Origin of the sequence: Olleya sp. R77988, assembly GCF_044594215.1 — a bacterium.
GTDB lineage: Bacteria > Bacteroidota > Bacteroidia > Flavobacteriales > Flavobacteriaceae > Olleya.
Genome location: NZ_CP138988.1, coordinates 1,243,000 through 1,258,634 on the forward strand (window position 1 = coordinate 1,243,000; position 15,635 = coordinate 1,258,634).

Consider the following 15,635-nt stretch of genomic DNA (forward strand, 5'->3'; position numbering starts at 1 on the left):
TTAAATAAAAGAAATAAAATGGCAACAACTTTTGAAACAAGATATGCTTCAAGTCCGCAAGCAGTAAAAAAATACGACACACAAGAATTAAGAGACGAGTTTTTAGTTCCAGATTTAATGCAACCAGGTAAAATTAAATGGGTGTATACACATTATGATCGTTATATGGCTGGTGGTGCAGTACCAACTAAAACCGATTTAAAATTAGAAACAATAGACCCTTTAAAATCCGGGTATTTCTTAGAGCGTCGTGAAATAGGTATCATTAATGTTGGTGGTAATGGAACAATTTATGTAGATGGAGAAACTTTTAAGTTAAATCATAAAGATGCTTTATATATTGGTAAAGATGTAAAAGATGTTGTTTTTAAAAGTGAAGACGCTAAAAACCCAGCAAAATTTTATATGAATTCTGCTCCTGCACATACTTCTCTTCCAACAAAACAGGTCACTAAAAAAGATGCCAATAAAATTGAATTAGGTAGTTTAGAAACTGCAAATCATAGAACGGTAAGCCAAATGATAATTGGCGGAATTGTTGACACTTGTCAATTACAAATGGGAATGACAGAATTAAAAAAAGGTTCTGTTTGGAACACAATGCCTGCACACGTTCATGATAGAAGAATGGAAATCTATTATTATTTAGATATTATGGAAGAGCAAGCAGTTTGCCATTTTATGGGTCAACCACAAGAAACACGTCATATTTGGATGCAAAATCACGAGGCTGTAATTTCTCCACCTTGGTCTATTCACTCTGGTTCTGGTACATCTAACTATACCTTTATTTGGGGAATGGCTGGAGAGAATTTAGATTACAATGATATGGATGTTGCTAAAATTACAGATTTAAGATAAAAACTATGTCTCAAACATTATTTGATATTACAGGAAAAGTTGCTTTAGTAACTGGTTCTACTCATGGATTAGGAATGGCTATGGCAATGGGATTAGGAAAAGCAGGTGCTACTATTGTGGTTAATGGAAATTCATCTCAAGAAAAAATTGATAAAGCTGTGGCTTTATACAAAGCAGAAGGAATTAATGCTGTTGGGTATAAATTTAATGTTGCAGATGAAGAACAAGTAATTGATAGCATCAATAAAATTGAAACTGAAGTTGGTAACATCGATATTTTGGTAAATAATGCAGGAATCATTAAAAGAACACCTCTTGCAGAAATGGAAGTTGAAGATTTTAAGCAAGTAATAGATATTGATTTAGTAAGTCCTTTTATAGTTTCTAAACACGTTATCAAAGGAATGATGAAACGTAAAGCTGGAAAAATCATAAATATTTGTTCTATGATGAGCGAATTAGGTAGAAATACAGTAGGTGCTTATGCAGCAGCAAAAGGAGGTTTGGTTATGTTAACTAAAAATATGGCTACAGAATGGGCGCGTTTTGGTGTACAAGTTAACGGAATTGGTCCAGGATATTTTGCAACTTCACAAACTGCACCAATAAGAGTTGATGGACATCCATTTAATGATTTTATTGTAAACAGAACGCCTGCAAAAAAATGGGGTGACCCTAATGATTTAGCAGGAGCAGCTGTGTTCTTATCTTCTAAAGCAAGTGATTTTGTAAACGGACATATTTTATATGTAGATGGAGGGATTTTAGCAACGATTGGTAAACCTTCAAACGAAGAATAAAATGAAAAAAAGTATCTTTCTTATCCTAGTTGTATTCTGTTTCTCTTGTGCTGAAAAATCTTCAGAAGTCTTATCAGTAACTGTAAAAAATAATTTAGATATAGATAGAGCTTTTGAAACTGTTGAAGTCGATATCACAGATATAGATTTAAATAGGAAATCTTTAGAGGTTGTAAATTCTGAAACTAAAAAGGTTTTAATTTCTCAAATTGTAGATAAAGTTATACTATTTCAACCTGAAGTTTCCCCTAATTCAGAAGTTACTTTCAAGATTAATTTAGTAGAAAAAAAAGACATAGACTCTAATTTAATTCGTTGCTATTCACGTTTTGTGCCAGAGCGAACTGATGATTACGCTTGGGAAAATAATAGAGTGGCTTTTAGAACTTTTGGTCCTGTAGCCCAAAAAATGATAGAAGATGGTGTTAAAGGAGGTACGTTAACTAGTGGTATGGACGCGTGGTTAAAACGTGTAGAATATCCAATAATAAATAAATGGTATGCAAGAGGTGTTATTGAAAAAGGCGCTTACCATAAAGATATTGGCGAAGGATTAGATAACTTTCATGTTGGAGTGAGTCGTGGTGTTGGAGGCATTGCTGTAAAAACAGATTCTACTTATTCAGTTTCTAAAAACTTTACGGCTTGGAAAACTATTACTACTGGTCCCATACGAACGAGTTTTATTTTAGACTATGAAGATTGGGATGCTGGTGGGAAAGTAATAAAGGAAAGAAAGTATATATCTCTAGATTATGGTCAAAATTTAACACGATTTATTGTTGAATTAAGTGGGACTGATAATATTTCTGTTGGTTTAACTTCTCATAAAAAAGATGGAGAAGTTACTACCAATAAAGCGGAAGGATGGATGAGCTATTGGGAACCATTTGACGATTCAGAATTGGGCCAAGGTGTCGTTATTACGAATCCAAAACGTATTATAGCTTTTGATAACTATCTTACCGATAGAAAAGATGAAAGCAATTTGTATGTTCAATCAAATGTTTCAGGCGCTTTTGAATATTATGCTGGCTTCGGCTGGAAAAAATCAGGTCAATTTGCAACTAAATCAGAATGGAATAACTACCTATCACGCTTTTCAAAATGTTTACAGAACCCTTTAGAAGTGAACGTTATAACACCATCTAAATAATATGAAGTACGGCTTTAATAAAAAAATAACAATTCTTCTATTACTGGTTTTAACTTTTACATCCTGTAAAGACAATACAGGTCCTAAAGTGATGTATTTAGGGCATACCTTACCGCAAACTCATCCTGTACATAAAGGCATCGTAGAATTTCAGAAAGCCTTAGAGAAAAAATCTAATGGGACTTTAAAAGTTAAAATATTTCCTGATGCGCAATTAGGGTCAGAACGTGAAGTTTTAGAGTTATTACAAATTGGAAGTGTAGCAGCAACAAAAGTAAGTGCTGCAACCTTGTCTAATTTTGTACCAGAATATAATGTCTTAGGAATTCCGTATTTGTTTAGAGATAAGCAACATCAATTTGAAGTTTTAGAAGGCGAAATTGGTAAATCGATACTACAAAAGGGTAGTAAGTTTTGGTTACGCGGTCTTTGTTATTATGATGCTGGAAGTCGAAGTTTTTATACGAGTAAAAAGGCCATTAGAACACCTGAGGATTTAAAAGGCCTTAAAATTAGAGTGATGAACAATCAAATGGCGATTAATATGGTCAACTCTATGGGAGGTTCTGCTACACCATTGGCTTATGGTGAATTGTACACAGCAATTCAGCAAGGTGTTGTTGATGGTGCAGAAAACAATCCACCATCATTTGTGTCGTCTAATCACTATGAAATTAGCAAGTATTATACTTTAGACCAACACTCTTCCGTGCCAGATGTGCTTTTAATTGGTACAAAATATTGGGATAAATTATCAGACCAAGAAAAAATTTGGGTGCAAGAGGCTGCTGATGAATCTGCACAAGCACAAAAAGTGTTTTGGAATGAATCTGTTGAAGCATCTATGAAAACAGCAAAAGCAGCTGGAGTAGAAATTATCATTCCTGAGAAGTCCTTATTTGCCGATAAATCGAAATCGGTCTTAGAAAATTTTATTGAGGAATTTCCAGAACTCTCACCAATTGTAAACCAAATAAAAATAAAGACTAATGAATAAATCTGACCTTATTTTTAATAAAGTACTTAAAACTCTTGAGTGGATTATGATTGTGATTTTTGCACTTTTAGTACTCGATGTGCTATTTCAAGTGTTCTCAAGATATCTTTTAGGCACTTCCTTTACATGGACTGAAGAATTTGCACGATTTGCCTTAATCTGGATGACCATTTTAGGTGCTGCCTATCTTAATGGTAAAAAAGAGCATTTATCAATGGATTTTTTATATCAGAAATTCTCTGAACCTAATAAAAGAAAAGCATCAATTCTTATAGAGGTTTTAATATTTCTATTTGCCCTTATTGTCATGGTCATAGGTGGCTTAAATTTGGTCTATACAACGTTGTATTTAGAACAACTCTCTGGCACTTTGCGTATTCCCTTAGGATATGTCTATTCCATTATGCCCTTTAGTGGTTTTCTCATTATGTGCTTTTCAATCTTTCACATTTCAAAAATTTTGAAAAACAAAAAAAATAATTAATTATGAGCATTGAAGTTATAAGTATTATCGTTTTGTTTGTGAGTTTCTTCACCTTGTTGTTACTCAAAGTTCCTGTTGCTTATAGTATTGGAATAGCAACAACATTAAGCCTACTGTTAAATATTGATAAGTTGCCTGGTATAACGACAATTGCACAGCGAATGACCACAGGTATAGATAGTTTTGCCTTATTAGCAATTCCGTTCTTTATTCTGGCTGGTGATATCATGAAACGTGGTGGTATAGCCACACGACTCATTAATTTTGCTAAATCCTTGGTGTCAAGTCTTCCTGGAGGATTGGCGTACGTTAATATTTTGGCATCAATGTTATTTGGAGCCATTTCGGGTTCTGCACTTGCAGCAGCATCTGCAATTGGTAGTATAATGACGGATAGAATGGAAGAAGAAGGCTACCCAAGAACATTAAGTGCCTCTGTAAATATTACAGCTTCAACAACAGGATTACTAATTCCACCTAGTAATATATTAATTGTATATGCTTTGGCGAGTGGCGGAACCGCATCAGTAGCTGCACTTTTTATAGCAGGTTATTTACCAGGTATTTTATTAGGTTTCGCTATAATGGGCTATGTAGCCTATATTGCAATTAGTAAAAACTATGCTAGAGGAGAACGTGCTACATTTTTTGAAATTTGGACATTTTTTAGAAAAGCATTTTTCAGTTTGTTGTTACTGGTCGTTGTCGTTGGTGGTATTGTTGCAGGTGTTTTTACGGCAACTGAAGCCTCAGTAATTGCGGTATTATATGCGGCAGTATTATCTTTAGCGTATGGCGATATGAAGGTTAAAGACTTTTCTGGTGTTTTATTATCCAGTGCTAAAACAACCGCTGTGGTAATGTTTTTAATTTGTACCTCTATGGCAATGTCTTGGTTGTTTTCTTTTGAAGGTATTCCTGAAATGATTAGCACATTTCTACTAGAATCGTTAAATAATAAGTTTGCCATCTTTTTGGCAATTAATATTATCTTATTGGTGATTGGAACCTTTATGGATATGACTCCTGCAGTTTTAATTTTTACACCAATTTTTCTGCCAGTTGTAACGACTTTAGGTATGGATCCTGTGCACTTCGGAATAGTAATTGTACTTAACTTATGTATTGGAATTTGTACTCCACCTGTAGGAACCTTGCTCTTTGTAGGTAGTGGAGTTGCCAAAGTTTCTGTTACACAGGTTATAAAGCCATTGCTCCCGTTTTTATTAATAATGATAATCGTATTGATGCTGATAAGTTTTATACCAGAAATATCAATGTTTTTACCTAGATTATTTGGTTTGTAGAATATTTAAATTTCTATATTGAACTAAGAAGTAAAGGCGTCTATAATTTCCATGACTCTTAAACCTTCATGTGCAGAACACGGATTATCTTGTTTACCTAAAAAATAGTTTACAGTTTGTTCTATTAAAGGTTGTTGTAGGTGTTTAGGGTTTTTAAATGAAAAAATTTGGCTTTTATCAACGGTATTTAAAAACACTTGTTCTCCATAAAAAGAGAAGGTGATTGTACCGTTTTCACCATAAATTATACATTCGTCTTTTTCATCTTTTGCTGATGCAATAAAATTCCAAATACCTCTAAACTGAATTCCATTTTCAAATTCCATAATTCCGTTTACAACATCTTCTATTTTATTATTTTTGGTTGAAATTGCAAAACCTTTTGCAGATTTAATGGTGCCAAAATAAAGACGCATTAAATCTATTTGATGAGGTGCAATATCATTAAAATATCCACCTCCAGAAATTTCAGGTTTTAACCTCCAATGATCTTCAATTTTTGTGATAATTGTTGGGTTAGCAGATTGGAATATTCGAATATCAGCAAAAAGGACTTTACCAATACTGTTTTCATCCAATAACTCTTTCACTTTTTGAAAAGCAGGTAAATTTCTTCTGTAATGTGCTATTACAATTTTATCATTTTCTGAAACAATTTTTTCCAATTCAATAGCCTCATTAACATTCAAGGTCATTGGTTTTTCTAAATAGACAAATTTATCAGCAGCCAAACATTTTCTTGCAATTTCTAAGTGTGATGATGGTGGCGTAGCAATATATAGTGCGTTTATTTCTGGATGATTGATAATAGCATCAACAGAATCATAATAAAAAGGAACATGATGTCTTTTAGCAAAATCTTTTGCCTTTGCAGTATTTCTTCTCATTACTGCAACCAATTCGGAGTTTGCTACCTTTTGAAAAGCAGGACCACTTTTAACTTCAGCAACATCACCACAACCAATAATTCCCCATTTTATTGTTTCCATTTTAATTGAAATTGAAATAATTTTTAGCGTTATTATAACAAATGTCACTTACAATTTTACCTAAAAAGGCTTCATCAGCAGGTAATTCTCCGTTTTCAACATCCGCTCCAATAATATTACATAAAATTCTTCTAAAATATTCGTGTCTAGGAAAAGACAAAAAACTTCTAGAATCTGTTAACATACCAACAAAACAAGACAATAACCCTAAGTTTGATAGGGTGTTAATTTGTTTTTCAATTCCGTCTTTTTGATCTAAAAACCACCAAGCAGCACCATATTGCATTTTTCCTTTAATGGTGCCATCGTTAAAATTACCAACCATTGTTGCAAAAACTTCGCTGTCAGCAGGATTTAAATTATAAACAATTGTTTTTGCCAATTGACTTGTACTATCTAACTTGTTAAGTACACCACTTAACGCTTTGGCTTGAGAAAAATCTCCAATAGAATCAAAACCAGTGTCTGGTCCTAATTCATCTAATAGCCTTTTATTATTATTTCTGATTGCGCCTAAATGAAACTGTTGTGTCCAACCAATTGTATGATACATTTTACACAACTCAATAACGGTTTTAAATTTAAAAAAAGCAACTTCCTCATCAGTTAAAACCTCATTACTTTTTACCTTATCAAATAATGTATTAACATCATAAATATCTTCATTAAAGAAATACAATTGCTCAAAACCATGATCTGATAACCTTCCTCTATTTTCATTAAAAAATTGGATTCTATTTTCTAAAGCTTTTAATAGATCATTATAATTTTGAATACTGATTTTTGAAACTTTTTCAAGTTTAGAAATATACTCATTATAAGAAGTAGCGTCTTCAACAGCAAAAGATTTATCTGGTCTAAACGTTGGAAATGTTTTTACTTTTGAAGCGTCTTCTTGAATAGCAATATGATGTTCTAAAGAATCAATAGGATCATCAGTAGTACATAAACTTTCTACATTTTGCATTTTTAGCAACCCATTGGCAGAATGTGATTTTTGTTGTAAAATTTTTGAAGTCTTCTCATAAATTTCATCAGCATTTTCTAGAGTTAAAATGTCATCAATATCAAAATAGGCTTTTAGCTCCAATGCTGTCCAATGAAACAAAGGGTTTTTTATTGTATAAGGTACAACTTCTGCCCATTTTAAAAACTTTTCTTTATCTGTTGCATTACCTGTAATATACTTTTCATCTATACCAAAAGCACGCATTGCACGCCATTTGTAATGATCTCCATACAACCAAACTTGTGTAATGTTTTCAAATTGAGTGTCTTCGGCAATCTGCTTTGGCGAAAGATGATTGTGGTAGTCTATAATAGGTAAAGATTTTGCATAATTATGATAAAGCGTTTTTGCAAAGTCGCTCTGTAAAAGAAAACTGTCGTTTATAAAGGATTTCATTTAATGTGAATTGTAAAGATTTTGTTTAAGTACTAAACTAAGATAGTTAATTGTTTGGTCTGTCCTGTGCTATACTGATTAATTTTATTAAAATTATAGAAATATTTTAAAGTAGATTTATACAAGGAGATAAAATTCATTTTAAAAGACAGCATAGTACAGGACATTATATCATAGAAGATTTCTTAATCTTGAATAAATTGTTTTTTTAATGAATTTTAGGTCATAAGCGATCTTAATTTGAACTTTTAACATAAATGAAAGCTTTGCGTTTTTATATCCTTCCACTTTTTTTATTACTCTTTTTGAGTTGTCAAACTGAAAATTCGATAGTGTATGAAGATGGTAATTTGCCTAAAGGAAACAGAACAAAATATAATTTTAATCCAGATTGGAAATTTATCAAGAATAATCCAGAAAACGCCGAGTTAACAGATTTTAATGACGAATCATGGCCAACAGTTAGTTGTCCACATACATTTAATGATGTAGATACCTTTGATGATTATAGTCTTGGTCATCATAATGGAGAAGAGAATCAATGGAGAGGAACTGTTTGGTATCGTAAGCATTTTAAACTACCCGATTCCGATAAAGGGAAAAAAGTATTTATTGAATTTGAATCCGTAAGGCAAATAGCAGATGTCTATATTAATGGAAAACATATTGGGCAAAACCAAACTGGGTTTATTCCCTTCGGCTTTGACCTAACACCATATGTTAAATTCGGTTCTGAAGACAACATAATTGCAGTAAAAGTTAATAACGATAGAGGCGACCATTTTAGAGATAACTTTCCACTAGTTTGGAATCATGAGCACTGGCATCCTACGCATGGTGGTATTTATAGAAATGTATTTCTACATGTTACAGACCCACTTTATATTACGCTTCCACTTTACGATAATTTAAAAACAGTAGGCACCTATGTGTATACAGAAAATATAAGTGATACAAATGCCGATATTTTTGTAAACACCGAAGTTAAAAATGACTACGATGTAGAAAAAACCATAACCTTAGAAGCTCAGATTATTGATGCAAATGGTAAAGTGGTTCAAGCATCTTCATCAGAAACAACGCTTGGCGCTGGTGAAAAAGTGACACTATCAACTAATACAAGTCTAAGCAATCCGAATCGCTGGTACTCACGCCATCCTTATATGTATAAAGTTTTAACACTTTTAAAGGAAGGAGATAAAGTGGTTGATACTTATGAAACACCATTAGGAATCCGAAGTTTCGAGTTTAATAAAGACAAAGGTTTCTTCAATAATGGCGAATATGCAAAACTGCATGGTTGGGGACAAAAGCCAACAAATACTTGGGCAGGATTAGGTGCTGCATTGCCAGACTGGTTGCGCGACCATACGTTTCAATTAATGGATGAAGCAGGCGGTAATTTTATTCGTTGGGGACATTGTGCAGGTTCACCATCTGAAATAGCCATGGGAGATAAATATGGTTTTGTTACATTAATGCCTGGAGTTAGTGGTGAATCTGAAGATGAAGGTGAAACTTGGGACATTCGTATTGCAGCATTTAGAGATATGATTGTGTATTATAGAAACCACCCTTCAATTTTTATCTGGGAAGGCGGCAATTGGGCTGAAAGCGCAGCACATTATGAAGAGATTTTAGAAGTGATTAATACTTACGATCCAAACGGAAAACGCTTAATGGGTAATAGAAGAGCTGATGTAAAAACGGATTCTGAGGATTATATATCTATCGAAATTGGTACTGAAGGTTGGGAAAGAGAATATCCTAATTTACCTCTTGTAGAAAGCGAATATATGCGAGAAGAAGCACCTAGACGTATTTGGGATAAATATTCACCCGATGATAATTTCTTTAGCCATCCAAATATTCAAAAAAACACCTATAAGATAACTTCAGAACAGTTTGCAGTGCGGCAAGTAGAACATTGGTGGGATAAGATGGGCAAAAAAGCCTATCATGCTGGAGGAGCCAATTGGATTTTTTCGGATGGTACTCATGGTGGTCGTGGTCAAACCGAAGTGACCAGAGCAAGTGGTGAAGTGGATGCTGTACGTTTGCCTAAAGAGGCTTTTTATACTACAAAAGCCATGTGGAGACCAGAACCACAAGTTCATATAGTAGGGCATTGGAATTATAAAGAAGGTACTAAAAAGGACATATTCGTGGTCTCAAATACGGCTGGAGTAAAATTATACGTCAACGATAAATTAATAGCAGAAAACAAATCACCAGAGAGTGGATACATCTTTACATTTAAAAATGTTGAATGGAAATCAGGAGAAATTAGGGCAGAAGGTATCATTAATAACAAAGTTAAAGTTACTCAAACCAAGTCTACAGCAGGAAAACCTGTAGCATTAAGACTAACATCAATCATAGGTCCAAAAGGTTGGCAGGCTGATGGTTCTGATATTGCACTTATTGATGTTGAAGTGGTTGATGCCAAAGGTAGAAGATGTCCATTAGCTACAGGGCGTGTAGATTTTACCATTTCTGGGCCAGCAATTTGGCGTGGTGGCTATAATGGTGGAAAAGAGCATTCAACAAATAACCTGTATTTAGATATTGAAGCAGGTATAAATCGAGTAGCAGTGCGTTCACTTTTAGAAGCTGGAACGATTATAATTACGGCAACTCAAGAAGGCTTACCTTCGGTTAGTATAGAATTAACGTCTAATCCTTTAGAAATTAAAAACGGATTAACCACAGTTTTACCTCAGGTATTTGAAGATGTATTGACTGAAGAGCCTATGCCTATATATACACCAGAAATTCCAGAATACATTCCAGGTAAAACGAACAAAAGTAAGTTGTTTACAAAGTTCAGTTACACTGGTGATGCTAAAGCGATGCTTCGCACCAATATGCATTGGGGAAAAAAGGCATATACCGATATGGAAGAAAACTACACTGTTGTACCAAAGTATTTAAGAGGCGCAGAATATATTAGAACACCAAATTCAGACAATAGGTATTGGGCACGCGATTTATTACAATTTATAGCAGGTACTAATATGGATATTTATGTGTTGCATGATGATACAGTGCCAAGACCAGAATTCCTTTTAGAGGATTTTAAGGATACTGGAGATGATATCACTGTGGGAAAAGTAAAGATGTCTATTTTTTATAGAAAAGCAGTTAAAGGTGAGAGTATTGTTATGGCAGGTAATAGTGATAACGATTTGCCAGCAGAGAGTAGAATGTATACCGTAGTTGCTAAAAAGAGAAACAATTAAAATAATATTAAGAGTTTATTTATAAATGAATTATTACTTAGGATTAGACATAGGAAGCTCATCCATAAAAGCTGCTTTAGTAGAAGTTGAATCAGGTAAAAGTATAGGTGTTATACAAGAGCCCAAAGAAGAAATGGGTATGTATGCACAAAAAAATGGTTGGGCAGAGCAAAACCCTAATGATTGGTGGCAACATATATGTACTGCTATTAAACGATTAAAAAAGGAACATAATATTAGCAGTACACAAATAAAAGGCGTTGGCATTGCCTACCAAATGCATGGACTTGTTTTAATTGATAAAGCAGGAAATCCACTACGTAAAAGTATCATTTGGTGCGATAGTAGAGCTGTAAACATTGGAAACAAAGCTTTTAATGATATTGGTGAAGACAAATGTTCATCTCAATTATTAAACTCACCAGCAAATTTTACGGCTTCAAAATTAAAATGGGTAAAGGATAATGAGCCAGATATTTACAAAAATATTTATAAGTTTATGTTACCTGGTGACTATATAGCTTACAAGTTTTCAAATAAAATAAACACAACGATTTCCGGATTGTCTGAAGGTGTTTTTTGGGATTTTCAAAAGAAAACTGTAGCAGATTTTCTATTGGAATATTACGGTTTCGATTCGGACCTGGTGCCAGAAATTGTCGAAACATTCGGTGTCCAATCACTAGTAGATGAAAAAGGTGAAGCAGAAAGCGGATTGGCAGCAGGTACACCTATTTATTACAGAGCAGGTGATCAACCCAATAATGCATTATCCTTAAATGTGTTTAATCCAGGAGAAGTTGCTGCAACAGGTGGTACGTCTGGAGTCGTTTATGCTGTTACTGATAGCTTGTCTGTAAAAGAAAGTGCACGAGTAAATAACTTTGCACATGTTAATTATAAAAAAGGAGACGACGCAAGAATAGGTAAATTGTTATGTGTTAATGGAGCAGGCATTCAATATCGATGGTTATTAAATAACTTAGCGGTGAGTTCTTATGAAGAGATGAATACTTTAGCATCAGAAATTCCAATAGGTTCAGATGGAGTATGTTTAATCCCATTTGGAAATGGAGCAGAGCGCATGCTCAATAACAAGGAAATTGGGACACGCATTGTTAATATAAATTTAAATAACCATCATAAAGGCCATATGTGTAGAGCTGCCTTAGAAGGGATAGCCTTTTCATTTGTATATGGTATGGAAATTATGAAGTCAGACGGTATAAAACCAAGTGTAATGCGTGCTGGAAACGACAATCTATTCCGTTCAGAAATATTTGCAAATACTGTGGCAACTTTAATAGAACAAGAAATAGAAATTTACAATACAACAGGTGCTATTGGTGCAGCCCGAGCTGCCCATTTACATAAAGGTGATTTTAAAACCTTTGGAAAGGTCATTATGGACAACGATCATGTAATGACGTTTATGCCTTTTAAAGACAAAAAGCCCTATTTAGAAGCATATAATAATTGGAAAAAAGAATTAGAACTCATATTAAATAAAGTATAAAACAAAATGGCAATTATAGGAAACAAAGAATATTATAAAGGGATAGGCGGAATCAAATTTGAAGGAAAGGAATCAGACAACCCTTTGGCATTTAAGTATTATAACCCACAGGAAATTGTTGCTGGTAAAACAATGCGCGAGCATTTTAAATTTGCCATAGCGTATTGGCATACTTTCTGTGGTAAAGGTGGCGATCCGTTTGGTCCAGGCACACAAAATTTTGCTTGGGATCAATCATCAGATCCAGTGCAGGCTGCCAAGGATAAAGCAGATGCGGCATTCGAATTTATTAGCAAAATGGGATTTGATTATTTCTGCTTTCACGATTATGATTTAATTCAAGAAGGCGCAACATTTTCAGAATCTGAAGAAAGATTATCTACAATTACAGATTACATAAAAGAGAAACAAGCAGAGTCTGGAATAAAACTATTATGGGGAACAGCTAACTGTTTTTCTAACCCTCGTTACATGAATGGTGCTTCAACCAATCCAGATTTTGATGTGGTGGCTAGAGCAGGAGGGCAAATTAAATTGGCTTTGGATGCGACCATAAAATTAGGAGGCGAAAACTACGTGTTCTGGGGAGGACGAGAAGGGTACATGTCTTTATTAAATACAGATATGGGACGCGAATTAGATCATATGGGACAATTCTTAACCATGGCAAGAGATTATGCACGAGCAAATGGTTTTAAAGGAAACTTTTTTATAGAACCAAAACCAATGGAACCAACGAAACATCAATACGATTTTGATTGTGATACGGCAATTGGGTTTTTGCATAAATATGGTTTAGAAAACGATTTTAAAATGAATATTGAAGTCAATCATGCGACCTTAGCACAACACACCTTTCAACACGAATTGGAAGTTGCTGCAAATGCAGGAATGTTGGGCAGTTTGGATGCCAATAGAGGAGATTATCAAAATGGTTGGGATACCGATCAATTTCCAAACAACATACAAGAAACAACGGAAGCCATGTTGGTTTTCTTAAAAGCTGGAGGCTTACAAGGTGGAGGAATTAATTTTGATGCAAAAATCAGAAGAAATTCAACAGATATGGAAGATGTGTTCCATGCGCATATAGGTGGTGCTGATACCTTTGCAAGAGCTTTGCTTATTGCTGATAAAATCATGACATCTTCGCCTTATGAAAAATTAAGAACAGAACGCTATGCTTCTTTTGATTCTGGTAAAGGAAAAGATTTTGAAGATGGTAAATTATCGCTACAGGACTTATATAAGATTGCTCAAGATAATGGCGAGTTATCTTTAAAAAGTGGTAAGCAAGAGCTATTTGAAAATATAATTAATCAATATATATAAAGTCGAAGATCTTTCAGATTTTTAAATTCTGAAATAATTATATAAAATCTAACTAACTAAACTAACTATGGGTACATCAGCAAAATCAGGCTATCTTTTAAAACTAACATTAGTAGCAACCTTAGGAGGACTGCTATTTGGGTATGATACAGGAGTAATTTCAGGAACAGTTGGTTCTTTAGACAGCTTCTTTGTAATTCCAAAAGGGTTGTCCGAAACTGCAGCCAATGCCTTTAAAGGATTTATTGTGTCAAGCGCATTAATTGGTTGTATTATTGGTGGTGCATTTGGTGGTTTTGTAAGTAAAAAACTAGGTCGTAAAAAAGGACTGATACTAGCAGGTATTCTATTTCTTATCTCTGCACTAGGGTCATCAATGCCAGAACTATTTTTTAGACCAATTGGAGAGCTAGACCATACGTTTTCAACCATTTTTATAGTTTATAGAATTTTAGGTGGTATTGGTGTAGGTTTAGCTTCTATGTTATCGCCATTATACATAGCTGAAATTGCACCAGCTAAAATTAGAGGACGACTCGTGTCTTATAACCAATTAGCAATAGTTGCAGGTTTTATGGTTGTTTACTTTGTAAATTATTTTATTTCTAGAGGAGGTGGTTCAGATGCATGGTTGAATGATGTAGGATGGAGATGGATGTTTGCTTCAGAAATTATTCCAGTTGGTATATTTTTAGGATTACTATTCACTGTTCCTGATACGCCAAGGTCTTTAATGCTTCGAGGTAAAGAAGAAGAAGCATTGCAGGTATTAACAGATATTAATGGTGAAGAAGAAGCTACTTCAATTTTAAATGAAATTAAAAGTAGTGTTGTGCAAAACTCAGGGAAGTTACTATCCTTTGGGTGGTTAATCATTATAATAGGTGTTGTACTCTCAATTTTTCAACAATTTGTAGGAATTAATGTGGTGTTATACTATGCACCAGAAATATTTAAAAAGATGGATATGAGTACAAATGCATCTTTACTTTTTACAATTATCGTTGGTATAGCTAATTTCTTATTTACAATAATAGCAATTAAAACTGTAGACAAATACGGAAGAAAACCACTTATGATAATTGGAGCTTTAGGAATGTCTATTGCTATGTTTGCTTTAGGCTTTGTATTTTTCTCAGAAGCAACAGGTTATTTGGCTTTAGGTTGTATGATGCTTTATGTGGCAAGTTTTGCATTAAGTTGGGGGCCAGTAACATGGGTTTTATTATCTGAAATATTTCCAAATAAAATAAGAGGTAAGGCTATGGCTATAGCTGTTGCTGCACAATGGATTGCTAACTATTTTGTGTCATTAACATTCCCAATGATGGATGATAACAGCTATTTAACAGAGCAGTTTAATCATGGATTCGCCTATTGGATTTATGGTATCATGTCATTATTAGCTATGATTTTTGTTTGGAAACTAGTGCCAGAAACAAAAGGAAAAACGCTTGAAGAAATGGAGAATCTTTGGAAAAATTAAAGAGATATTTAATTTTTTTAAGAATATCTTTCAGCAGTAAAAATTTTAAAAGTAGTTTGA

The 15,635-nt window shown here is 33.8% G+C and carries 12 protein-coding genes; 10 read left to right on the forward strand and 2 right to left on the reverse strand.

The genetic code is table 11. The annotated features are described in order from the left end of the window. Positions 1-18: 18 nt before the first annotated feature. From kduI to SJY17_RS05695, 6 genes are read left to right on the forward strand one after another with little or no spacing between them, the layout of a single operon-like run. On the forward strand, positions 19-861 hold the full coding sequence (kduI, locus tag SJY17_RS05670) for a 5-dehydro-4-deoxy-D-glucuronate isomerase (RefSeq protein ID WP_397364519.1): 843 nt from the start codon (positions 19-21) through the stop codon (positions 859-861). 5 nt (positions 862-866) lie between these two features. After that, the gene (locus tag SJY17_RS05675; protein WP_397364520.1) at positions 867-1,661 is read left to right on the forward strand and encodes a gluconate 5-dehydrogenase; all 795 of its coding nucleotides are present in this window, start codon (positions 867-869) and stop codon (positions 1,659-1,661) included. 1 nt (position 1,662) lies between these two features. After that, positions 1,663-2,817, forward strand: coding sequence for a DUF4861 family protein (locus tag SJY17_RS05680; RefSeq protein ID WP_397364521.1), 1,155 nt, complete (start codon positions 1,663-1,665; stop codon positions 2,815-2,817). A gap of 1 nt (position 2,818) precedes the next feature. Continuing rightward, positions 2,819-3,814, forward strand: a complete 996-nt coding sequence (locus tag SJY17_RS05685; protein ID WP_397364522.1) for a TRAP transporter substrate-binding protein — start codon at positions 2,819-2,821, stop codon at positions 3,812-3,814. Continuing rightward, positions 3,807-4,298 carry a TRAP transporter small permease gene (locus SJY17_RS05690; protein ID WP_397364523.1) on the forward strand — a complete coding sequence of 164 codons (492 nt, stop codon included), beginning with the start codon at positions 3,807-3,809 and terminating at the stop codon, positions 4,296-4,298. The genes SJY17_RS05685 and SJY17_RS05690 overlap by 8 nt, the downstream gene beginning before the upstream one ends. Positions 4,299-4,300: 2 nt before the next feature. After that, positions 4,301-5,605, forward strand: a complete 1,305-nt coding sequence (locus tag SJY17_RS05695) for a TRAP transporter large permease (RefSeq protein ID WP_397364524.1) — start codon at positions 4,301-4,303, stop codon at positions 5,603-5,605. Positions 5,606-5,628: 23 nt separating this feature from the next. On the opposite strand, the gene SJY17_RS05700 is transcribed toward SJY17_RS05695, so the two are convergent. Both SJY17_RS05700 and uxaC read right to left on the reverse strand, forming a co-directional pair. After that, positions 5,629-6,594, reverse strand: coding sequence for a Gfo/Idh/MocA family protein (locus SJY17_RS05700; protein WP_397364525.1), 966 nt, complete (start codon positions 6,592-6,594; stop codon positions 5,629-5,631). 1 nt (position 6,595) lies between these two features. Then, positions 6,596-7,999, reverse strand: a complete 1,404-nt coding sequence (gene uxaC, locus SJY17_RS05705; protein WP_397364526.1) for a glucuronate isomerase — start codon at positions 7,997-7,999, stop codon at positions 6,596-6,598. Positions 8,000-8,304: 305 nt separating this feature from the next. On the opposite strand from uxaC, the gene SJY17_RS05710 reads away from it, so the two are divergent. From SJY17_RS05710 to xylE, 4 genes are all read left to right on the forward strand, one after another. Beyond that, positions 8,305-11,241 carry a glycoside hydrolase family 2 protein gene (locus SJY17_RS05710; protein ID WP_397364527.1) on the forward strand — a complete coding sequence of 979 codons (2,937 nt, stop codon included), beginning with the start codon at positions 8,305-8,307 and terminating at the stop codon, positions 11,239-11,241. A 25-nt stretch (positions 11,242-11,266) separates the two neighbouring features. Next, entirely contained in the window at positions 11,267-12,757 is a 1,491-nt protein-coding gene (locus SJY17_RS05715; protein ID WP_397364528.1) for a xylulokinase, read from the forward strand. A 6-nt stretch (positions 12,758-12,763) separates the two neighbouring features. Then, positions 12,764-14,089: a xylose isomerase gene (xylA, locus tag SJY17_RS05720; RefSeq protein WP_397364529.1), complete on the forward strand. Its 1,326-nt coding sequence runs from the start codon at positions 12,764-12,766 to the stop codon at positions 14,087-14,089. A gap of 67 nt (positions 14,090-14,156) precedes the next feature. Further along, positions 14,157-15,575, forward strand: coding sequence for a D-xylose transporter XylE (gene xylE / locus SJY17_RS05725; protein ID WP_397364530.1), 1,419 nt, complete (start codon positions 14,157-14,159; stop codon positions 15,573-15,575). Positions 15,576-15,635 lie beyond the last annotated feature (60 nt).

Bases quoted from the DNA above. Each gene is read 5' to 3' on its own strand.
- kduI (WP_397364519.1), top strand. From the start codon at position 19: ATGGCAACAACTTTTGAAACAAGATATGCTTCAAGTCCGCAAGCAGTA.
- SJY17_RS05675 (WP_397364520.1), top strand. From the start codon at position 867: ATGTCTCAAACATTATTTGATATTACAGGAAAAGTTGCTTTAGTAACT.
- SJY17_RS05680 (WP_397364521.1), top strand. From the start codon at position 1,663: ATGAAAAAAAGTATCTTTCTTATCCTAGTTGTATTCTGTTTCTCTTGT.
- SJY17_RS05685 (WP_397364522.1), top strand. From the start codon at position 2,819: ATGAAGTACGGCTTTAATAAAAAAATAACAATTCTTCTATTACTGGTT.
- SJY17_RS05690 (WP_397364523.1), top strand. From the start codon at position 3,807: ATGAATAAATCTGACCTTATTTTTAATAAAGTACTTAAAACTCTTGAG.
- SJY17_RS05695 (WP_397364524.1), top strand. From the start codon at position 4,301: ATGAGCATTGAAGTTATAAGTATTATCGTTTTGTTTGTGAGTTTCTTC.
- SJY17_RS05700 (WP_397364525.1), bottom strand. From the start codon at position 6,594: ATGGAAACAATAAAATGGGGAATTATTGGTTGTGGTGATGTTGCTGAA.
- uxaC (WP_397364526.1), bottom strand. From the start codon at position 7,999: ATGAAATCCTTTATAAACGACAGTTTTCTTTTACAGAGCGACTTTGCA.
- SJY17_RS05715 (WP_397364528.1), top strand. From the start codon at position 11,267: ATGAATTATTACTTAGGATTAGACATAGGAAGCTCATCCATAAAAGCT.
- xylA (WP_397364529.1), top strand. From the start codon at position 12,764: ATGGCAATTATAGGAAACAAAGAATATTATAAAGGGATAGGCGGAATC.
- xylE (WP_397364530.1), top strand. From the start codon at position 14,157: ATGGGTACATCAGCAAAATCAGGCTATCTTTTAAAACTAACATTAGTA.